The organism is Pontibacter populi (assembly GCF_019336435.1).
Taxonomy (GTDB): Bacteria; Bacteroidota; Bacteroidia; order Cytophagales; family Hymenobacteraceae; genus Pontibacter; species Pontibacter humidus.
Window position 1 is genome coordinate 103,591 of sequence record NZ_JAHWXQ010000005.1, and the last position, 22,254, is coordinate 125,844.

Annotated in this window: 18 protein-coding genes; 12 read left to right on the forward strand and 6 right to left on the reverse strand. The window is 45.3% G+C overall.

The window, feature by feature from the left end; translation table 11 throughout:
- Positions 1–8: 8 nt before the first annotated feature.
- The 4 genes from pseG to pseB form a co-directional block, all read right to left on the reverse strand.
- Entirely contained in the window at positions 9–1,475 is a 1,467-nt protein-coding gene (gene pseG, locus KYK27_RS15835; protein WP_199111287.1) for a UDP-2,4-diacetamido-2,4,6-trideoxy-beta-L-altropyranose hydrolase, read from the reverse strand.
- Positions 1,468–2,160: a pseudaminic acid cytidylyltransferase gene (gene pseF / locus KYK27_RS15840; protein WP_199111288.1), complete on the reverse strand. Its 693-nt coding sequence runs from the start codon at positions 2,158–2,160 to the stop codon at positions 1,468–1,470. The genes pseG and pseF overlap by 8 nt, the downstream gene beginning before the upstream one ends.
- Positions 2,157–3,356 carry a UDP-4-amino-4,6-dideoxy-N-acetyl-beta-L-altrosamine transaminase gene (pseC, locus tag KYK27_RS15845; protein ID WP_199111289.1) on the reverse strand — a complete coding sequence of 400 codons (1,200 nt, stop codon included), beginning with the start codon at positions 3,354–3,356 and terminating at the stop codon, positions 2,157–2,159. The genes pseF and pseC overlap by 4 nt, the downstream gene beginning before the upstream one ends.
- A 79-nt stretch (positions 3,357–3,435) precedes the next feature.
- On the reverse strand, positions 3,436–4,455 hold the full coding sequence (gene pseB, locus KYK27_RS15850) for a UDP-N-acetylglucosamine 4,6-dehydratase (inverting) (protein WP_199111290.1): 1,020 nt from the start codon (positions 4,453–4,455) through the stop codon (positions 3,436–3,438).
- A 186-nt stretch (positions 4,456–4,641) separates the two neighbouring features.
- On the opposite strand from pseB, the gene KYK27_RS15855 reads away from it, so the two are divergent.
- Complete coding sequence (locus KYK27_RS15855; protein WP_199111291.1) at positions 4,642–5,733, forward strand: glycosyltransferase family 61 protein; 1,092 nt, start codon at positions 4,642–4,644, stop codon at positions 5,731–5,733.
- Between the two features lie 714 nt (positions 5,734–6,447).
- Here the strand turns inward: KYK27_RS15855 and topA are convergent.
- Complete coding sequence (topA, locus tag KYK27_RS15860; protein WP_199111292.1) at positions 6,448–8,874, reverse strand: type I DNA topoisomerase; 2,427 nt, start codon at positions 8,872–8,874, stop codon at positions 6,448–6,450.
- Positions 8,875–9,043: 169 nt separating this feature from the next.
- Here topA and KYK27_RS15865 point away from each other — a divergent pair, with 169 nt between their 5' ends.
- The 11 genes from KYK27_RS15865 (at position 9,044) to KYK27_RS15915 (ending at position 21,800) form a co-directional block, all read left to right on the forward strand.
- A complete protein-coding gene (locus KYK27_RS15865; RefSeq protein ID WP_199111293.1) occupies positions 9,044–9,538 on the forward strand; it encodes a SixA phosphatase family protein in 495 nt (164 codons plus the stop codon).
- A gap of 86 nt (positions 9,539–9,624) precedes the next feature.
- Entirely contained in the window at positions 9,625–10,371 is a 747-nt protein-coding gene (locus KYK27_RS15870) for a ParA family protein (RefSeq protein ID WP_199111294.1), read from the forward strand.
- A gap of 164 nt (positions 10,372–10,535) precedes the next feature.
- Positions 10,536–14,198 (forward strand): HAMP domain-containing protein, encoded by a 3,663-nt coding sequence (locus tag KYK27_RS15875; RefSeq protein ID WP_246594269.1) that lies wholly within the window; start codon positions 10,536–10,538, stop codon positions 14,196–14,198.
- Between the two features lie 6 nt (positions 14,199–14,204).
- Positions 14,205–14,771, forward strand: a complete 567-nt coding sequence (locus KYK27_RS15880; protein ID WP_199111296.1) for a chemotaxis protein CheW — start codon at positions 14,205–14,207, stop codon at positions 14,769–14,771.
- Between the two features lie 28 nt (positions 14,772–14,799).
- Positions 14,800–15,165, forward strand: a complete 366-nt coding sequence (locus KYK27_RS15885) for a response regulator (RefSeq protein ID WP_162426531.1) — start codon at positions 14,800–14,802, stop codon at positions 15,163–15,165.
- Between the two features lie 38 nt (positions 15,166–15,203).
- Positions 15,204–16,316, forward strand: a complete 1,113-nt coding sequence (locus tag KYK27_RS15890; protein WP_199111297.1) for a chemotaxis protein CheB — start codon at positions 15,204–15,206, stop codon at positions 16,314–16,316.
- Positions 16,313–17,974, forward strand: a complete 1,662-nt coding sequence (locus KYK27_RS15895; protein ID WP_199111298.1) for a chemotaxis protein CheA — start codon at positions 16,313–16,315, stop codon at positions 17,972–17,974. The genes KYK27_RS15890 and KYK27_RS15895 overlap by 4 nt, the downstream gene beginning before the upstream one ends.
- Before the next feature lie 4 nt (positions 17,975–17,978).
- Positions 17,979–18,623, forward strand: coding sequence for a chemotaxis protein CheC (locus KYK27_RS15900; RefSeq protein WP_233150481.1), 645 nt, complete (start codon positions 17,979–17,981; stop codon positions 18,621–18,623).
- A 380-nt stretch (positions 18,624–19,003) separates the two neighbouring features.
- On the forward strand, positions 19,004–20,332 hold the full coding sequence (speE, locus tag KYK27_RS15905) for a polyamine aminopropyltransferase (protein ID WP_199111299.1): 1,329 nt from the start codon (positions 19,004–19,006) through the stop codon (positions 20,330–20,332).
- Entirely contained in the window at positions 20,304–21,398 is a 1,095-nt protein-coding gene (locus tag KYK27_RS15910) for an agmatinase family protein (protein WP_199111300.1), read from the forward strand. The genes speE and KYK27_RS15910 overlap by 29 nt, the downstream gene beginning before the upstream one ends.
- Before the next feature lie 69 nt (positions 21,399–21,467).
- Entirely contained in the window at positions 21,468–21,800 is a 333-nt protein-coding gene (locus tag KYK27_RS15915) for a phage holin family protein (RefSeq protein WP_199111301.1), read from the forward strand.
- A gap of 66 nt (positions 21,801–21,866) precedes the next feature.
- On the opposite strand, the gene KYK27_RS15920 is transcribed toward KYK27_RS15915, so the two are convergent.
- On the reverse strand, positions 21,867–22,199 hold the full coding sequence (locus KYK27_RS15920) for a four-helix bundle copper-binding protein (RefSeq protein WP_199111302.1): 333 nt from the start codon (positions 22,197–22,199) through the stop codon (positions 21,867–21,869).
- Positions 22,200–22,254: the final 55 nt, after the last annotated feature.

Sequence of the window (22,254 nt, forward strand, 5' to 3'; positions counted from 1 at the left end):
TGTATGTCTTAAGGCAATTGCAACACAAACCGATGTGCATCAGGGTGCTTCTTGTCTGGCGTGCCATATGCAAAACCAGCTTTCTCAAATGCCCTCACGGAGGCCACATTATCCTGCTGCACCAGCCCAACTATAGTTTTGATAGTCTGCGCTTCGCGTTTTAGTTTACTGATGCCTTTCTGTAAAATGGTATGCCCAAGGCCTTTACCCCTAAACTCCTTGTTAATCAGGTAGCTTATAGTTGCTGTGTCACTGGTCAAATCAAAACGGATCTGAGCGGCAGGCGTGCCGTTTACTGCTGCAATATAAAACTTACAATTGGCATCTTCCAGTTTTGTATTGTACCAGCGGGTATGGTTTTCGATAAGGATTGGCTCCGGGTTAAAGGAACGCTGGCGTACTTCAGGATCGTTGTTCCAGTCGAAAACCAATTGCAGGTCAGCTATAGTTGCGTTGCGTAGCGTAAGGTTTGTAATCTGGGCGAGCTGCCGGAAAACCTGTCGTAAACGTTCGTCGCTTTTGCCATCAAAATACTGCCGCTGTAGAGCTACTTGCGCATCAAATTGTGTCAAATAGTTCTGCTTCAGTGCTTTAGCAGTATAGACCTGAGCAATTCCGGTTTCGGTCAGGAATTTATATAAGCCAGCCTGATTAGCAGCTGTTTGTTTTATGAAGAGTATTCCACCCACGGCTGCATATTCGTAAGCTACACCGCTAGCTGAGGTAATGGCTATTGCACAGCCTTCCATTAGCTTTTGCATGTCTGCTGCGCTCAGGTTTTGGTGCAGCTTATAGTTTTTATGCTTCGAAAGCCAGTCCTGTAGTTCCGGTAAATGCTTATAGGCGCTGCCAACTACAATGTTTATAGTTGCGGTCGTTAGTTTATCAGCCAGTTCTTTGGCAAGGTGCAATGTATGATTGTCTGGATCGGCCCCACCCAGGTTTAGTAAGATGTTTAACTGCCCTTCTGGTAATTCTCTTACAGTCTTTGATGCCATTAAAAACGGTTCTCGCAGCAAAGCATATTTAGGACCTAACAGCAACCTGGTGTAGGGCGCAGTACTATAGTTTGAGGCCTCTATGCCGCCAGCCTGGTTCAGGACTACATCTGCAACAAAAGGGTAGGAGTGAATATCATCAATGCATACCAGTACCGCTTCGCGTGACTTTATAGTTTGCTGATATACTAAGCTAAAGTTATACCCATCCAACACCACAATTTCCTCTTCCGAAATGTAAGCTGCCAGTTCATAGGTAAAGCGTTCTTCAGATGGTGCACAAACAGGCAAGGTTATAAGACCGTGGCAGGTCTGAAGTATCTGTTCTTTTAAAGCCCCGTCTGGTTCCTGGATCGCAAACACACATTCAAAGTCGTCTCGTAACATTGCCGCTAGCGCCAGCGAACGTACCACATGGCCCAAACCAATGCGGCTGTTACCATCAGCTCTGAAAATGATGCGGCGGTTATTAAACAAGGTTGTGTATTAATTTATACTTTAATTCTGCCAGTGTCCAATCAGTCTCATTGTCTATATCCTGAACTTCCAGCTCATTTAATTCAATAGCTCCTGAGTTTTCAGTAAACAGTTTTCTTGAGCTCATGTAGCTGGCTACCTTAAACCAATAAAACTGACCGGCATCGTGGTAAGAAGGGGGCAAATCCTGCGAACGGCTGTTAAGGTGTTCAGGCCAGTTCATGGATGCTTTTCCGGATTCAATTTTTAAACTTCTCCAGATAGGGTAACTATATTTTAAGACAGGAAGTACTGTGTCAAAGTTACTGGCTTCCAATAAGCTATATGCTTCTTTTAAATACTGTTTTTTTAGCAGCGGAGCAGTAGGATAGATGCAGCAACCATAACTAAATTGTTGCCCCAGCTTATGATAGCTTTCTAATACTTCAGTGATTACTTCTGCGGTGGTAGCAAAATCATTTGCAGCTATATTACTTCTGAAGAAAGGTACTGTTGCGCCATAACTTTTGGCGACTTCTGCAATTTCTTCATCATCCGTAGATACCATAACCTCCGAAAATAAACCGGAATGCAGCGCCGTTTCAATGGAGTAGGCAATGATTGGTTGCCCCAGAAAGCTCTTTATATTTTTCCGTGGGATACGTTTGCTGCCACCTCTGGCCGGAATAATTGCCAGCCGCTTCATCCAATAAACTCCTTCACTTTCCCAATTACAAATTCCTGTTCCTCAGCTGTTAAGCTTGGGTACATGGGCAGGCTCAGGCATTCATTATAGTAGGCTTCTGCCACCGGGAAGTCCCCTTTTTTATACCCTAAGTTTCTATAGTATGGCATGGTATGAGCCGGAATGTAGTGCACCTGTGCGAAAATGTTATGCGTGCGCAGGAAATCATAAAGTCCTTTGCGGTCAGCTACTTTTATCACGTACAAGTGGTAAGCGTGTCCGGTTTCACTGTCTCCTTGCAGTGCTTCCGGGGAAGTCTGCAATACTTCAATTCCTTCTGCATTCGCAAAAGCAGCATCATATATTTTGGCAATTCCCCGGCGTCTGGCCAAACCTGCATCTGCGCGCTTTAGCTGCGATACACCTAAGGCGCAAAGCATATCCGGAATTCTATAGTTGTAACCCAGTTCCTGCATTTCCATGTACCAGCCGCCGTGGTCTTCTTCTAATAACTGCGGGTCGCGGGTAATACCGTGGGTGCGGTAAAGCAGTAATTTCTGGTAAAGTGCTTCGTCGTTGGTCGTTATCATGCCGCCTTCGCCAGTTGCAATATGTTTTACCGGGTGAAAAGAAAAAATGGCAAGGTCAGCATAGTTGCCATTGCCGCAAAGCTGCTTCTGACCTTTGCTATCTGTAAAATAACCGCCAGGGGCATGGCAGGCATCCTCAATTAGCCACAAGCCATACTTGTCTGCCAGTTTTCTGAATTCCTCCAGATTCACGGTATTGCCTGCAAAATCTACAGGAATAATGCCCGTGTAGTAGCCTTTCGGTTTGCTTTCCAGTAAGGCGCGTACTTTATTTATATCCAGCAATGCAGTGGCCGGATTGATATCTGCAAACTCAACAGTACCACCGCAGTAGCGCACGCAGTTAGCCGAAGCCACAAAAGTTATCGGGGTTGTGATTACCCGGGATTCCTCATTCACACCCAGGGCCATAGCACATAAGTGGAGCGCAGCGGTACCGTTGCTCACTGCTACGGCATATCTGGCGCCCACGTAACTGGCAAAAGCCTGCTCAAACTCCGCTACTTTTGGTCCCTGGGTCAGGAAATCCGATTGCAGGGTTTCTATTACCGCATCAATGTCGTCCTGGGTGATGTGCTGCCTGCCGTACGGGATAGGCTTATTTTGAGTGCTCGGTTCTGAGTTCATCTTTCAGAATTATGTATTTAGAATTATAAATTATGAATGAGAATAATTCTTACTTCAGCATTCATAATTCATCATTTCTTTAAATAGTAAAGCTAGCATCTACGTGCTGGCGAATCTGATCACGGAGCTGTTCTGCATCCAGCCATTCGTCGTTGGTGCCAGAATTATATTTAAAGCCCAGCGGTACCATCTTACCATTAAAGGCTTTCAGGAAATCTTCGGTAGTCCAGGTGGGGGTAGATGGCAGGATCACGTAATAATTATCAAGCTCTACCGTGTTCAGCGAGTCTGTTTCCGTTATCATTTCCTCATGCAGCTTTTCACCCGGACGAATACCCACGATTTCCTGTTTGCAATTCGGTCCAATAGCTTTGGCCAGTTCAGTGATCACGTAGGAAGGAATTTTAGGAACGAAGATCTCACCACCCCAATGCGTTTCCAGGGCATGAAATACCATTTCCACGCCTTCTTCCAGCGAAATATTAAAGCGGGTCATGTCCTGATGCGTAATTGGTAGTACGCCTTCCTCACGCTTCTTCAAAAAGAACGGCACCACCGAGCCACGGGAGCCAATTACGTTGCCATAACGCACCACAGAGAATTTAATGTCACGCTTGCCTTTCATGTTATTAGCAGCAACAAAAAGTTTATCAGAGCATAGTTTGGTTGCGCCATACAGGTTGATTGGAGCAGCTGCTTTGTCAGTTGACAGGGCAACTACATCTTTCACACCGCAATCAAGGGCCGCGTTTATGATGTTTTCAGCACCCAGTACGTTGGTTTTGATACACTCCATCGGATTGTATTCGGCAGCAGGCACCTGTTTCATGGCAGCAGCATGAATAATGATATCGATGCCTTCGCAGGCACGCTTAAAGCGTTCGCCATCCCGCACATCGCCAATAAAATAGCGGATAGATTTGTACTTGCTGTGTGGGAAAGACTGCGACATCTCGAATTGCTTCAGCTCGTCGCGCGAGTAAATCACCAGTCGTTTTACATCCGGAAAATGGGCGTAAACCATCTCCACGAATTTTTTCCCAAACGAGCCTGTGCCGCCCGTTACCAATATAGACTTATTATTGAGGTCTAATGCCATGCTTTATTTTTGCTTAATACACCGGGCGCGTTTTGGTCACCCGACACAAGGTGCAAGTTAAATATTTAATCTTTGATTGGATTAATTGTTGGACGGTTTAATTACTAGTTGCCGGCAAATTAACGGATAAAGCAGTTTCTTAACTATAAACTATAATTCGTACTTTCGGGGGATAGTTTTGCCCTCATGATAAAAAAGTTTCTGTTTAAGCTGCTTCATTCGGCCGGTTATTATTTCCGTTATACTTCGGTGTTACATCATCCTTCTAAACAGGTGTTTGCCCCAACACAGGTTTTATTTTTTAACGAGGAGGAGAGGAGTTTCCTGGAACAGTCGGCTGCCAGTTTTAACTATAGTTTAGATTATAGTTTAGGCTACAGGCAGAAGGAGCAGTACCTGGTAAAGCTGGACCATGCCGTAATTTTAGGTAATTCGGGAGCAGTAGTGCAGGAGGGTAAAGTAGTAGTGGAGTCGGTTTTTGATGTGAGCCGGCTGGCTAAATCGCCTGCCTTTAAAACCCCTGCACTGCTTTTCCCAAGTTATAAAAAAGGCCTTTATACATCGGTGCTCCATTTCCCCTGGGCTGAAAATAACAACTACCACTGGTACTTCGATTGCCTGCCTCGTTTATACAATGTGCTGCAAACTATAGCTGAGCCTATTAAGGTCATCATGCGTCGTGATCTGCCTAAGTACCAGCACGAAACATTGCAGTTCTTACTTCAGGCGCACCCAAACGTGCAGTTGGTATATATCGGCAAGCACGAGAAGTGGGAAATAGAGGAGTTTTTACTTCCATCTTTTGTATCGAATGCGCAAAGTGGCTACTTGCCTCTGCCTGTAAGTAACTGGCTCCGCAGTAAAATATGGGAAGGATATAAGGTAGAAAAGTCTGGCCAGAAAAGAAGAATTTACATTAGCAGAGCGAAGGCTAAAACCCGTCAATTACTTAACGAAGAACAGCTGTTGCCTCTGCTTGCCAGCTATGGCTTTGAGGTTATCAAGGCCGAAGAACTGAGTTATCAGCAACAGGTGCAACTCTTTTATAATACCGAAGCCGTAATCGCCCCGCACGGCGCCGGATTAACAAACCTGTTGTTTGCAGAACATTGTAAGGTGTTGGAGTTTCATCCGGCAAATCTGGTAAAGACACATTATTTTCTGCTATGCAAAGGTTTAGGGTTTGACTATAGTGCTATAGTTGGCTCCGTTGGCAATGCGTCTGAAAACTATAGCATAGAGTTGCAGCGGGTGGAGGAGTGGTTGAGCAGATTATAGTAGTGTTTCATTTCTGTATTTTGGGTGAATGAGTTGGAGCTATTGCTATAGTTTAAGGTGAAGTTTTAAAGTCGCGGTATTAACCCACCCCAGCCCCTCCCAAGAGGGGATTTACGGCTGGTGCTGTAGTTGTTAGTTATTGTTCTATAGCTACTGTTTTAACACACCTGTAGTCCCCTCAAGGGGACAATTGCTGCTACTGCTTCCCATCTGTCATTTCGACGAAGGAGAAATCTGAGTTCCCTATAGATACAGTCCATGAGCAGGACAGGTTTACCTGTCCCTATGAAACTATAGCCACGATAAAGCGATGCAACCATAGCAGCTACTTAAACTATAACTTTTACTATCGAACTGATCACAGTCTTTGGGTTGAGCGTCTTGTAGATTTCTGGTGCCGTCAGGCAAGGCGAGGAACGAGCAAAAGAAATGTACACCGCGCGATGCCCGAAGACGGGGCCTCCCGGCCATGAGGGCACCAAAGCCATATTGAAACGATAGGTTAATTGAGCTCCCAGGATTAAAGAAGGCTATGGAAGATAAGGCTTAAACTATAAGCTAAAATAGATTTTTCCTGACGTTGAAATGACAAAGAGGAACAATAGAATAAAACAACAGCATTCTTCCTCAAAATACCCATACCACTACAAAAACAGAAAAGCACAACAAGTATCAACTCGCTGTGCTTTTCAAATTACAACTATAAACTATAGTTTACTTCTTTGCTTTAGGCTTAGCTGCAGCTTTTGGCTTTGCAGTGGCCTTTTTAGACGGAGCTTTTTTAGCAGCTGGTTTTTTCTCAGTAGTTGCTGTATCAGCTTTCTTCTTAAAACCACCTTTACCTTTTTTATCTGGCGTAGCTTCAGCAAGGTCCAAGCATTCCTGAAGGGTTAGCTCAGCTGGCTCTTTGCCTTTCGGAATCTTTACGTTCTTTTTGCCAACAACTATATAAGGGCCGTAACGACCGTTTAACACCTGTACATCCGGGTTTTCATCAAATGATTTGATCAGTTTTTCAGCTTCGGCTTTACGCTTTTGCTCGATCAGTTCAATGGCTTCTTCCGGCGTTACCAACATTGGGTCAAGGTGCTTTGGTAGCGAGTAGAATTTGCTGTTATGGCTGATGTACGGACCAAAGCGGCCAATAGCAGCTTTCATTTCCTTGTCTTCATACATACCAACGATGCGTGGCAGTTTAAAGAGCTCAAGAGCATCTTCTATAGTTATGCTTTCCAAGAACTGACCTTTGCGCAGGCTGGCATAAGCTGGTTTTTTTCCGGTTTCCGGATTTTCCTCGCCAAGCTGCACATACGGACCAAAACGACCAAGTTTAGCAATTAATTTCTCGCCTGAAACAGGGTCAACACCAAGTTCACGGGCCCCTGAAACATCGGCGCGGTTTATGGTTTCACTCGACTCAATACGGGCATGGAATTTACCATAGAACTTATCAAGCATCGACTTCCACTCTTCATTACCCTGCGCTATTTCGTCAAATTCAGCTTCTACTTTGGCAGTAAACGAATAATCAATAACTGTAGGGAAGTGCTCTACCAGGAAATCGTTTACCACCATCGCCATATCCGTCGGGAAAAGTTTAGCTTTCTCAGCGCCGGTTATTTCGGTTTTGGTTTGTGAGCTTAGCTGGTCCTGCTTTAAGGTTAGTACACGGTAAGGACGTTCTTTCCCTTCGCGGCTGTCCTTTTCTACATAACCACGCTTCTGTATGGTTGAGATAGTTGGAGCATAAGTAGAAGGACGTCCGATACCCATTTCTTCCAGTTTCTTAACCAGGCTGGCTTCCGTATAACGGGCAGAAGGACGGGAATAACGTTGGGTAGCCAGCATCTGGCGCAGGCTTATAGTTTGTCCTACCGAGATAGGAGGTAACATGCCTTTCACATCATCATCCGTAGCCTCATCATCGTCTTTTGACTCGATGTAAACTTTCAGGAAGCCTTCAAATTTAATGACCTCACCGGTAGCGATCAGTTTCTCAGGCTGGGTAGAGATGCCTATAGTTGCAGTCGTCTTCTCAATCTCTGCGTCGGCCATTTGCGAAGCAATGGCGCGTTTCCAAATAAGCTCGTAGAGGCGCTGTTCGTTTCGGTCACTGCTTGCTGTCAGCTGCGAAAAATCGGTCGGGCGGATGGCTTCGTGCGCTTCCTGTGCAGATGCCGATTTTGTTTTGAAACGGCGCGTCTTTACATATTTCTCCCCGAAAGAATTCTGAATAGCATTAGATGCACCCTGTATGGCCTCTTCTGATAAATTTACGGAGTCAGTACGCATGTAAGAGATCTTACCGGCTTCGTACAGGCGCTGCGCAACTGTCATGGTTTGGGCCACCGAAAAATATAGTTTGCGACTGGCTTCCTGCTGTAGCGTAGATGTTGTGAACGGTGGAGCAGGGCTACGTTTAAGCGGCTTTTTCTCCAGGTTCTCGATAGTATAAGCGGCGCCTATGCATTTCTCTAAAAATGCCTGCGCTTCTTCTTCTGTCTTATATTTGGTTGGCAGTTCTGCTTCCAGTGTTTTGCCCTGCACATCAAAAGAGGCAGTAATCCTGAAAGTGGCTTCTGATTTAAATTTTTCAATCTCGCGCTCACGCTCTACTACCAGGCGCACTGCAACAGACTGTACACGGCCGGCAGATAAACCTGTTTTGATCTTTTTCCAGAGTACCGGAGATAATTCGAAACCAACCAGGCGATCCAGAATACGGCGGGCCTGCTGTGCATTTACCAGGTCCATGTCTATGCTGCGAGGCGAATTGATCGCGTTCACAATCGCGTTCTTGGTGATCTCCCTGAAAACGATGCGGCGTATTTTAGTATCATTCAGGTTCAGGGCTTCGGTCAGGTGCCACGAAATAGCTTCTCCTTCGCGGTCATCATCCGATGCGAGCCATACAGTTTCTGCTTCTTTCGCCAGTTTACGGAGTTGAGCAACTACCTCTTTTTTATCGCTACTGATAACATAAGTGGGCTTAAATCCATTTTCAATATCGATAGCATTGTTGTCCTTAGGTAAATCGCGCACATGGCCGAAACTCGACTTTACAACGAAATCCTTCCCTAAATACCCTTCTATCGTTTTGGCCTTGGCAGGCGACTCTACTATGACTAAGTTTTTTATCATCCTTTATAGTTACAACCGGTCGGAGCTCAATTTTGCCCAAAGTTCATGTTTTTTTTCTGACTTTTACAACCTCTGGCATATAACATAGGTTTAATAGTGCTTAAATTACCTTTATATAAACAAGCAGTTATTTCCTTTAAGCAGCTATACGCCCACATTTGCAAAATTTATGCAGCGATATGTACTTATCTGCCGACATGCAGAAACTTACGACCCTTATCCGTTACAGCCCGACTTTGAGCGGGAGCTGACCCCTGAAGGTATACGGAAGGCAAACGAAACCGGCAAATGGGTACGTGAAAAGTATCAGAAGGTAGATGCGTTGGTAGCCAGTCCGGCGCGGCGGGCCAGCGCTACAGCGCAGATCATAGCAAACCGGCTATATTTTGATTCCGAAAAAATAACCTACGATCCCGAAATTTATAATCCGAAGGAAGCGCAGCTGCTTAAAACAATAAGTCAGTTGCCCGATACTATAGTTAAAGTTCTTATAGTTTCGCATAACCCGGCACTTACCCAACTGGCAAGGAATCTGGTAAACAGGAATTTAGGGTACCTGGAGCCCGGGCAAATTTTAGCCATAACTATAGACCTGGAGCGTTGGGAGGACATCTATATTACCACGGGTTCGATAGCAGCGGATAGTTTTGCGCAGATTCTATAAAAAACAATTTTTGGGCTTAAACTTAATTTATACTTAGATTAGTGCTGCAGCTAACTATAGCTGCCTGACTACAACAAAAATAACCAATGGCAACAACCACGGTAGCCGTCATAAACCAGAAGGGCGGCACAGGTAAAACCACTACAACTATAAATTTAGGAAGCGCTTTAAGCAAGCTGGGTAAGCGTGTTCTTTTGCTTGACCTGGACCCGCAGGGTAATCTTTCTTACTCGTTAGCGGTTACAGAGCCCAAAGCCACCCTGGCCGATGCCTTTTTAGGGAACGCCACTTTGCAGGATGTATTGATTGAAAAGGATGGCTTGTGGATTGCACCGGGGTCCAACGAATTGGTTGATGTTGAAATTTCGCTGGTGTCGCAGCCGGAGCGCGAGAAGTTCCTGCAATCAATGCTCAAAGATCTGAAAGGCTTCGACTATATTCTTATAGATTGCCCCCCTTCTTTATCAGTATTAACACTAAATGCACTAACAGCTTCAACCGAAGTTCTAATACCCTTACAGATGGAAGTGCTGACCCTGCAGGGGCTTGATCAAATTTTAAATACGGTTGAAAAGGTAAAAAAAGCGTTCAATTCGAAACTTAAAATAAAAGGGATCGTAGTTGTGATGTTTGATATGCGCAGAAAGCTGAGCCAGGAAGTACTGGATTACCTGCAGCAGAATATAAAAGAGTATATTTTTAAACAGAACATACGTCTGAATGTTAAACTTGCGGAAGCACCTTCGTTTGGTAGAAGCATCATAGACTATGACGCAACATCTAATGGTGCAAAAGATTACATGGCGCTTGCCGACGAATTTATATCCAGGTAAACAAGTGTTACAACAGCATTTGAACAATCCGACTTATTTGATTAATTTGCATGTCGTACATTTTTCTACTTTAATAAGTGAGGGATGTATTAAAGGTATTTCCTGCCTTTTCAGTACAATTCAAAAAGCAATTCAACAAAACTTATATGGCCTTAGGTAAAAACTTGAAGTTGAGTAAAGACAAGCTCATCAGTGACGTAGAAGGCAGCACAGCAACTACACCGGCACCCAAAGCCGATCGTAGTAGAAAAGCTTCTTCGACGGCAGTTGCAGACACACCCGACGCAACAGCAACACTGAATGCTGCAAAGGCAGAGAAACCTTCAGACCCTGATACAGCAGCTGCGCCGGCTAGAACAGCCAATGGCAAAGATGCCCGGATAACAGATGAAAGCCTGCTGCAGAACCCGGATTATATTAATGAACAACTAAATAAGGTACTATACGCACTCGATGCCTTTAAAAAGGGCGATATCTCGGTGCGACTTACCAAACAGAACAACGACATTTTTGCCGAGATAGCAGAAGCCTACAACTCGATGGTGGAAATGATCGGTGGTGTTGGTGGCGAGGTGTCACGTATCTCGAAAGTAGCCGGAGTAGAGGGTAACCTGAAAGCCCGTGCTTCTGCAGAGAACGCTTCCGGTTTCTGGAAGGACATGATCAACAACATCAACGGCCTTGTGGATTCGATTGCCGTACCGGTACTCGAAGTAGGCAAGGTACTTAAAAATATCTCACGCGGTAACCTGGACGAAACATTCCAGATCCCGGTGTCAGGTGACTTTAAAGTGATGGCGGAAACAATTAACCGTACCATCGATAACCTGAACCTTTTTGCCGGTGAGGTAACCCGTGTGGCACTTGAAGTGGGTACGGAAGGTAAACTGGGTGGCCAGGCATCGGTACCGAACGTAGCGGGTGTATGGAAAGACCTGACCGATAATGTAAATACCATGGCAGCCAACCTGACCCTTCAGGTACGAGATATTGCCAACGTATCTACAGCGGTTGCGAAAGGTGACCTTACCCAGAAAGTATCGGTGGATGTACGCGGTGAAATTGCCCAGCTTAAGGACAACGTAAACCAGATGGTGGACTCGCTGAACATCTTCGCTGACGAGGTAACCCGTGTGGCACGTGAAGTGGGTACAGAGGGTAAACTGGGCGGACAAGCCAAAGTACCTAATGTTGGTGGTGTTTGGAAAGAACTGACCGACAATGTAAATACCATGGCCTCGAACCTGACTTCTCAGGTACGTGACATTGCAAACGTATCTACCGCTGTTGGTAGAGGTGATCTGAAGCAGAAGATCACAGTAAACGTTCGCGGTGAGATGGCCGATCTGAAAGAGAACATCAACCAGATGGTGGACTCGCTGAATATCTTCGCTGGTGAGGTAACCCGTGTTGCCCGCGAGGTAGGTACAGAAGGTAAATTAGGTGGTCAGGCAAATGTGCCGAAAGTAGAAGGAACCTGGAAGGAACTTACTGAAAATGTAAACCTGATGGCCTCTAACTTAACACTGCAGGTACGCGATATCGCTAACGTAGCAACCGCGGTTGCGAAGGGCGACTTAACGCAGAAAGTATCTGTGGATGTGAAAGGTGAACTGGGCGACCTGAAGGATATATTGAATGAAATGGTGGACCGACTGAATGTGTTTGGCGCGGAAGTATCGCGTGTGGCACGTGAGGTAGGTACCGAAGGTATACTGGGTGGCCAGGCAAATGTACCGAACGTTGGTGGTGTTTGGAAAGACCTGACCGACAACGTAAACTACATGGCCAGCAACCTTACCAGCCAGGTGCGTGACATCGCAAATGTGGCGACCGCGGTAGCAAAAGGTGACCTGAGCCAGAAGATCACGGTAAATGTAAAAGGCGAACTTGCTGACCTGAAAGGTAACATGAACCAGATGGTGGACTCACTAAACATCTTTGCTGACGAGGTAACCCGTGTGGCACGTGAAGTGGGTACAGAGGGTAAACTGGGCGGACAAGCTATAGTTCCGAATGTGGCTGGTGTTTGGAAAGACCTGACAGACCATGTGAACTCCATGGCAGCCAACCTGACCCTGCAGGTGCGTGACATTGCAAACGTATCTACAGCAGTTGCGAAAGGTGACCTTACCCAGAAAATTACAGTGGATGTAAAAGGAGAGATGCTCTTGCTAAAAGAGAACATCAACCAGATGGTAGACTCCCTGAACATATTTGCCGGTGAGGTAACTCGTGTAGCGCTTGAAGTGGGTACTGAAGGTAAACTGGGCGGTCAGGCAGTAGTGCCGAACGTAGGTGGTACCTGGAAGGAGCTTACCGATAACGTAAACACAATGGCATCGAACCTTACAACACAGGTACGTGGCATTGTAAAAGTAGTAACAGCGGTATCGAAAGGTGACCTTACTCAGAAACTAAGCCTGGAAGCACGTGGTGAAGTAGCAGAACTTGCTGAAACGATCAACACCATGGTGATTGACCTGAACAGACTGGCTGGTGAGGTATCTCGTGTGGCCAGAGTTGCGGGTGTGGAAGGTAAACTTACAGAGCGTGCTACACTAAAAGGTGTAGGCGGTAGCTGGAAAGAACTGGTAGATACCCTTAACGATCTGTTAGAATCTATCGTTACGCCGGTACTGGAAGTATCCCGTGTAGTACGTGCAATCTCTGAGGGTGATCTTACCCAGAAAGCTGAGATTCAAACTGCCGGTGATATCCTGGATATGGCAAATGCACTGAACCTTGCAGTAGATAACCTGAATGCGCTACTTGGAGAAATCAATGATTCTTCCCTTGTAGTAGGTACTTCTTCTGAAGAAATGGCTATCAAAGGGCTGGATATGAACAAGGTTACACTAGATGTGGCTTTGGCAATGCAGCAGATGGCGGAAGGTGCTCAGAACCAGGCGTTAAAAACAGACCAGGCCTTTAAACTGATCGAAGAGATCATGAAAGGTACCAAAGAGACTGCTAACCGTGCTGAAGTAGTGAACAAGACAGCATTACTTGGTGAGGAAAGCTCTCAGATCGGTTTGAAAACAGTAGCGGAAGTGGTAAAGAACATGGAAGAGATCTCCAGCTCTGCGGCACTAACTGCTAAAACAATTGAAGTATTGAGCACTCGCTCTCAGGAAATATCGAAGTCACTTGGTGTAATCACCGACATTGCCGCTCAGACTAACTTGCTTGCACTTAACGCTGCCATTGAGGCGGCCAGAGCTGGTGAAGCAGGCCGTGGTTTTGCGGTGGTAGCTGAAGAGATCAGAAAACTGGCCGAAGGTTCGCGTAAATCTGCAAGTGAGATTGCTACACTGGTAGAGGACGTGAAGAAAGATACAGCCTCAGCAGCAACTGCGATCTCGACCATGGAAGGCCGCGTATTGAAAGGAAAGAATGCAACGTTCGAAGCATCAAGCGCCTTTAAGAACATTGCAGCATCCAGTGGTGAAACGCTTCGTACAGCACAGGATATCTTAACAGCAACTGAAGTTCAGAAGTCATCGATCGGAGACGTTGTGAAGTATGTGGAGGAAGTGGTTGCCATTGCGGAGCAGACAGCATCTGGTACGCAGCAGGTAGCGAGCACAGCCAAGCAGCTTTCAACTTCGATGCAGGAACTGACTTCATCTTCTCAGAACCTGAACGACATTGCGGCTGACCTGCAGATCAGTATCTCTGCCTTCAAACTTATTGATGGTAACATCATCTTTAACCATAGCAAGCCATCTCGTTTAGCTTCTATACCTGTAGGTAACGGTTCTATGAAACGTACACCGGCCAGAACACAGGCAACAGGCAGAAGCAACAGAATGAGCAACAACTAATAAATTATGCCGACTAAGAAAGGTAGAACCCCGGAAACGTCTGAAGCGCCTGAGGAGGTATCAGCTGTTTCCGGAAACGGTAAAGAGGAGTCAGCAAAAGTTAAAACGAACGAGCCGCTGCTGCACCTGATTGTTTTTAAACTTGGAGCTGAGTTCTATGGGATAAAAATTGAGCAGGTAAAAGAGGTAACTGTAACGCCAACTATAACCCGTATGCCACGCACACCCGACTTTGTGAAAGGTGTTGCCAACATCCGTGGAGATATTATAGCTATTATGGACCTCGAAGAGCGCTTCGGTATTCGGCCGGATACATCAACTTCTACAAACAATTCTTCTTATACACTGGTTATCGAGGCTAGAGAATATAGCATTGGGGTAGTAGTAAAAGAAGTACCGCAGTCGCTGAATCTTACCGTTTCTAAAATGGATAAAACACCGTCCTTTTTACAGGACATCGCTGTACAGGAAAACTATATTGAGGGTATAGCAAAAGTAGATAACCGGCTGATCATAGTGCTGGATATGTACAAAATACTATCCGGAGATGAGATAAAGCAGTTATCAAACTAAGAACTACTAAGAAGCAACTTCACAGATTATGAAAAGAATACTGATTGTAGATGATTCTTTCTACATGCGCACCATGTTAAAGAACATGCTGACTGACGCCGGCTACGAGATAGTAGGCGAAGCTCCTAACGGGCAAACAGCGCTGGAACTATCCAGGGAAACAAAGCCGGACCTTATTACACTTGACGTGATCCTGCCGGATAATACCGGGCTGGACGTACTGAAAGGTATTAAAGCAGAGCAGCCTGACATGAAAGTTATCATTGTGAGTGCTGTAGGCCAGGAAGTAATTGTGAACGAGGCGCTGGAGTATGGTGCTTTATCATACATCGTGAAGCCATTCTCTGAGGAGAAAGTACTGGAAGTAGTAAGCCAGGCATTGAAGGAAGAATAAGTAGAGTTTCTTTATTCTGAATTAGTACCCATTTTTATATGCTTAAGCCTGCAAAGGGGATCAAGGTTTTGATTGCAGACCAATCAAGTCATACTCGGCTGGTGTTGGAATCAATTCTGAGTGAAGAGGAGGAGATTTGTGTGTCAGGGCTTGCTGCTGACGGCGATGAACTGCTGAAGTGTCTTAAAAAACAGGAACCACATGTGATTCTTGTTAATTACGATCTGCCTAAGAACAACCGGCTATTCACCTTTAAGCGCATTTTCAGTGAAGCGCCCACACCCATCATTCTGATGGTGAAACGTGAGCAACTGACGCTTGAACTGATACAGGAAACGACAGCGCTTGGCGTTTTTGCGATTGTATTGAAGCCGGAACATAAAAAGTATCCGGATTTCAGGACAATAGCTCCGGAGCTGATACATAAGGTAAAAGCAGTAAAAGATACTATAAACTGGGATGTGCAGCAGATGCTGGACCACCTGACACAGCAGGTTGAAACCGAAAAGGCGAAACCGCGCGTGGTAAAACCTTTGGTGGAAAAGATTATAGTTATCGGGGCATCTACCGGCGGTACGCAGGCCATAGAGCATATTGTGAAAGAATTGTCCGATGATCTGCTTGCAACTATACTGGTTGCTGTGCATTTGCCGGCAGGTTTTACAAAGTCGCTTACAGAACGCCTGCAGGGGCATACCAAACTTACGGTAACTGAAGGCAGGCAGGGAATGCTTTTAAAACCAAATAAAGTTATTGTTGCGCCAGGCGGGCGCAATATGGTCATTCAGCCGATTATCGGGAATACGAAGAACTATAAAATTAGCTTTACAGATGAGCTAGCAAATTCGTACGATCGGCCTTCTGTAGACCTGCTGATGCAATCGGTAGCGAACAGCAACATACAACAGGTGCTTGGTATCATTTTAACCGGAATGGGGAAAGATGGAACTATAGGCGCCACAACTATACATAAAAGGGGCGGTATGGTTGTAGCCCAGGACGAAGCTTCTTCCGCTATATTCGGAATGGCCAAGTCAGTAATTGACAGCGGTATATCGCACCATGTGCTGCCTTTGTCTGAAATACCACATTTCATTAACAGTTATGTGGCCGGTATAAACACCGTTGGCGTAGCCGACGACACTTTATGAAATCGAGAGAACAGGAATATAAGGAAATATTTATTGCAGAAGCGCTGGAGTATTTTGATGCTCTGAACAGGCATATCAGCGATCTGGAAAAACGACCGCAGGACGATCAGATCCTGGCGGAGATATTCCGTTTTCTGCATAACCTGAAAGCGAATGCCAAGGCGATCGGGTACCTGAAGATCTCAGATGTATCGCATAAGCTTGAAACGGCGTTCAGTCTTATCCGGAACAAAGAGCTAAGCTTTAGCGATGAAGTTGTAACTGTTCTTTTTGAAGGAATAGACTTACTGGGCGAACTGATTCATAACATTGATAATGAAAGTTATGGAGAACCTGACCCTGTCCTGCTTCGAAATCTTGATATTATAGTTGATAATTTATCAGATAGCACAATAGAGCTGGCTAAAGTTCAGCGCTATAATACTTCTAAAAATCTTTCGCTGTCTGAGCTGGTTTATATCCAGATCAAAAAGCTGGACCATTTGCTAAACCTTGTCGGTGAGCTTGTTATAGACCGCGATCGTATCGTGTCGATAAGCCGTGAGCTTGGAAATGATGAGCTGAAGAGCGTAAGCTCGCACCTGAACCGCATAACCGAAGACCTGCAGTATAGTATTATGGATGCGCGCCTGGTAAGTATCGGTTCGCTCTTTAATAAATTTCCCCGTATAGTACGCGATATCGCAACTGCTGAAAAGAAGAGTGTTGATCTTACCATGTCAGGTCATGATATACAGATTGACAGAAACATTCTTCAGATCATTACAGACTCGTTGCTGCACCTGGTGCGCAATGCCATTACCCATGGTATTGAGAAACCGGAAAACCGCCTTAAGAAAAATAAGTCGCAGAATGGCAACTTATCGCTGATTGCCCGTAATGACCGTGAAAACGTGCTGATACAGCTATCTGACGATGGAAAAGGCATTGACCTGAACCAAGTGCGTAAAGCTATAGTTGAGCGGCAGTTGCTGCCTGCCGGCGCAGTTGAGCACCTTTCCGATACTGAAGCACTGTCTTACCTTTTCGAGCCTGGTTTTTCACTGGCAAAAGAGGTAACAGAGTTCTCGGGTCGTGGCGTTGGTCTGGATGTCGTAAAGAATGCAGTAGATTCTATCGGTGGCAGGATCAGAATTGAATCGGAGAAGGGGAAAGGCACTTCTTTCATTTTGCAACTGCCAACATCTATTGCCGTAAAAGGTGCCTTGCTATTTGAAGTGGATGAGATATTTTATGCCATTCCACTGATACATACCGAACAGGTAGTGGCACTGGACACGGATGATTTGCATGAGGTAGGAGGCGTTATGGTTGCTGATATTTTCGGTGAAACGATAACGGTTGTTTACCTTCATGAACTCCTGAATGTAAAAGAACAGGAAATTAACCTTGGTGATAAGACCAGGCTGAAGGGTCTGGTACAGAATATTATAATCGTATCTTACAACAACAGAAAACTGGGATTAATTGTAGACAAACTATACAGGCAACAGGATATTGTGGTGAAGCCGCTGAGCAAACCACTGGATGCTGTCGATCTGTACGGTGGTGTGACATTACTCGGTTCTGGAAAAGTTTGCCTGGTGTTGGATGTACCGGCGGTAACGCGCTATTTCATCAGCAGAAGACAAGTACTGGCAGGCGAGCAAACCAATTAGTAGTATGACGAACATAACAGAACCTCACGTAACAGAGCTGGAGCGAGATATAATTAAGGAAATCCTTAATATAGGGCTGGCACGTGCAGCAGATTCTTTTGCTGCCATCGCTAAAGACAAGGTGTTACTTAAAGTGCCTGATATCCAGTTGATAGAGGTAAAAGATCTTCTTAACCTGGTGTCCAGGTATGAGAGCACGCATTTTATTATTCAGTCTGATATTAAAGGCGACTTTAACGGCGCAACGCTGATGCTGTTCTCTGATGATCATATTAAGCGTTTATCAGAGGTTTGCCTTAGCATGGTCGAGATTCAGAAGAATGAAGTGAACGCCATGCAGGAGTCGCTACTGCTGGAAATAAGTAACATCATTACCGGAGCGCTGGTAACTCAGCTAGCCAATATTCTGAAGTCTAACATCTATGGTTCTCCGCCAAAAGCACCAAAGAGCCATATAGCCGATTCGTTAAAAGATATACTGGTACAGCACCCTTTGTTTCAACCATTGGTCTTTACTGTAATTACGAAGTTTACGCATAACTTTAAAAGCGTAGAGTTACCGCTGTTGTTGTTCTTCGATACAGGCACATTCCTGAAAATACTGGAAATCATCCGTACATTTGATATGGACAGTAAAACACAACTATAACCTGAATTTATATACCAGATTACTACAGGACACTTTTCACACGTACATTTTAAAAAGCTTTAAACCATCTATTGCTATAGTTGCGCGAACTATAGGTGTATAGTTGGGCTATAGTTTGGTTGCCGGTGCCCTCTGAAACTCCTCCCTTGAGTACGGTTCTGGCAGTTCGTACAGAGTAGTTTACCTCTCCATAGGCCTTGTCTTGCTCAAACTATAAACCGGGCGGCCACCTCCATTAATTTTATTTGCTGCTATTACTAGTGATAACTTATTGTATGCCAGCGATGTATACGATATGCTATTTGCTGTACTTTTGATTATAGCCATAGTTTTCGTTTTTTTGCCGGTTCAATACTTTTTACAACTCTTACACGCAATTAATGAACGCATTAGGAAGACATATCCTGGTAGAATTTTACAACTGTTCTCCTGAACTGATGAACGACGTAGTTCATATCGAGAACAGCATGGTAGCTGCAGCCGAAACAGCCGGAGCCACCGTAATTAACAGTACATTTCACCACTTCTCGCCATACGGAGTTTCTGGTGTGGTCGTGATTCAGGAAAGTCACCTGGCAATTCATACGTGGCCGGAATATGGCTATGCAGCTGTAGACCTTTTCACCTGTGGCGATTCTGTAGACCCATGGGTATCTTATAACTATCTGAAAGATGCATTTAAGGCTAGCCATGGTTCTGCTATGGAGTGCCGTCGTGGCCAGCTAGACCTGCTAAAGCGCATGGACTTCAACCTGGAGTCGTTGCGTGATGTGTCTGCAAAGCCAGAAGAAAAGATTGGTACTATAACCCGCGATGTTTGGTTTACCGAACGCGATGAGAACATTGCCTTGTCGCTGAAGCACTCCGGAAACCAACTATACAAAAAAGACTCTCCGTACCAGCGTGTAGAAATTTTCGAGACTTTTGCTTATGGCAACCTGCTTACCCTGGATGGTATGGTGATGTGCACGCAGAAAGACGAATATGTGTACCATGAAATGATCACGCACGTACCGATGTTCAGCCATCCGAAGGCAAAAAGAGCATTAGTAATTGGCGGTGGTGATGGCGGTACGGTTCGCGAACTGCTACGCTACGGGCAACTGGAAGAGGTTACACTTGTAGAGATTGACGAACTGGTGATAGAAGCCTGCAAATTACACTTACCTGAAACAGCTGTAGCTTTTGATAACCCAAGACTAAACCTGTTGGTTGAAGACGGGATCAAATACATTAAGGAATGTGAAAACGAGCGCTACGATTTAATTATAGTTGACTCTGCTGACCCGGTTGGCCCAGGTGAAGGCTTGTTTACGGCTGAATTTTACCATGAAGTGTACCGTTGTCTTACCAAAGATGGCATCATGATCACGCAGAGCGAATCGCCGCGCTTTAACAGCGGTGTGTTTGTTGAGATTTACGATACGTACAAGCAGATATTCGGTAAGGAGAAAGTACATTGTTACCTGGCAGCTATCCCGACATATCCTACAGGTACCTGGAGCTTCTCTTATTGCTCTAAAGGCGATGCACATCCGCTTCAGTTTGATGTTAATGCTGCTGCCGCTTTCTCTGTTGAGCAGGGGCTGAAATACTATAACGAAGACATTCATAAGGCTGCCTTTGCGCTTCCTAACTTTGTAAAAGAACTTTTAAACGCTAAACCAGGTCAGGTAACAAATGAGTACTCAGCAGAACCAACCGCTTAAAAGCAAAGCAGAAAAAATTGCCAGCTTCGACCCGAATGGAGTAGGAGATATAAATGCAGGACTTTTCGGTCTGCCCTTTACTGTAGATGAAGCCGAAGTTGTCGTGATTCCTGTTCCCTGGGAAGTGACAGTATCGTATAGTGCCGGTACTGCCGATGGCCCGCAGGCTATTCTGGATGCCTCGCCGCAGATAGACCTTTTTGAGCCAGCCTTAAAAGACGCCTGGAAAGCTGGTATTGCCATGGAGGAAATCTCAGAAGAGTGGCATAGTATAAGTAATGAACTGCGCGAGAAAGCGGAGAGATACATTACCTGGCTGGAAGAAGGTCAACCAGAGGTGGATGCTACTGAACTGGAAAATGTGCCGGCTGAGATAACTGCGAAAGGCGAAGAATTGCTGCAGTGGCTAAAGCAGAAAGCACTTGGTTATCTGGATCAGGGTAAAGCTGTTTGCGTGCTTGGCGGAGACCATAGTACACCGCTTGGTATGATACACGCCCTGGCTGAAAGACATGAGGAATTTGGAATCCTGCAGCTGGATGCTCATGCCGATCTACGCGTAGCTTACGAAGGCTTTAAGTATTCCCATGCATCCATTATGTACAATGCGCTGCAGGTACCTCAGGTTAAAAAACTGGTGCAGGTTGGTATCCGCGATCTTTGCCAGGCAGAAGCCGAAATGGCAGAGCAATCAAATGGCCGCATTACTATTTTCTATGATGCCGTGCTGAAAGAAAATATGTATGCCGGCGACAGCTGGAAAAAAGAGTGTAAAAAGATCATCGCGCAGCTGCCTCAGAAAGTGTACCTGAGCTTTGATATCGATGCCCTTGATCCGAAGCTGTGTCCGGGAACGGGTACGCCGGTTCCGGGTGGACTGGAGTTTGAAGAAGCCGTTTACCTGATCAAGCAACTGGTTAAATCCGGACGTGAGATAATAGGCTGCGACCTGAACGAAGTAGCTCCGGGTGATACAGAATGGAATGGTAACGTAGGTGCACGCCTGCTTTACAAGATCTGTAACTGGATGGCCGCTTCGCAGGGAAAACTTAAAGCTGAGTTTTAATCTTTAAAGTGCCGGCTGCGTAATACGTTTAATAATATGCCTTTACTATATACTTCTAAAGCTATAACTATGGGATTCATTATTAAACTTTTAATTACAGGTGTTGCGGTGGTGCTCGCTTCGTATATTTTGCCAGGCGTTCACATCGATACATTTGTGACGGCGCTTATACTGGCTTTAGTGTTGGCGTTGCTTAATGCTGTAGTCAGACCGATACTTGTTATCTTAACGATACCGGTAACTATACTGACGCTAGGCCTTTTCCTGCTGGTAATAAATGCGCTGATCATTTTGCTCGCAGATTACCTGATAGCCGGCTTTACAGTTGATGGATTCCTGTGGGCATTGATATTCAGCCTTGTGCTATCCGTTATTAACGCTATCCTGGATATGATCTTCTAGTATAGTTTATAGTCCACAAAAAAGCGGGGCCGGTATCATTACCGGCCCCGCTTTTTAATTTATATTTTAGCCGTTCATCCACTGGGAGCAGGCATCCGCACATTCGCGGCAGGCTTCAGCGCATTTCTGGCAATGTTCATGGTCATGTTTGCCGCATTCTTCTGCGCAGGCACGGCAAATCTCTATACACTCCTTCATCACATGTTTGGCATGGTCAGAGTTTCGGGCTACAAATCGGGCTGTCAGCGTACAGATGTCAGCACAGTCGCGGTCCAGCATAATACAGCGGACCATCATTTTTACATCATCCTCCTGCAGGCACATGGTAGCGCAGGTTTCGCAGGCTGTAATACACTTAATGAGCACATGTTCCAGGTTGTTTGTTCTCTCAGATTTCATAGTTTTATTTTTAGGTTTCTTTTCAATAGCCTACGCTCTCAACTATAGTTAGTTA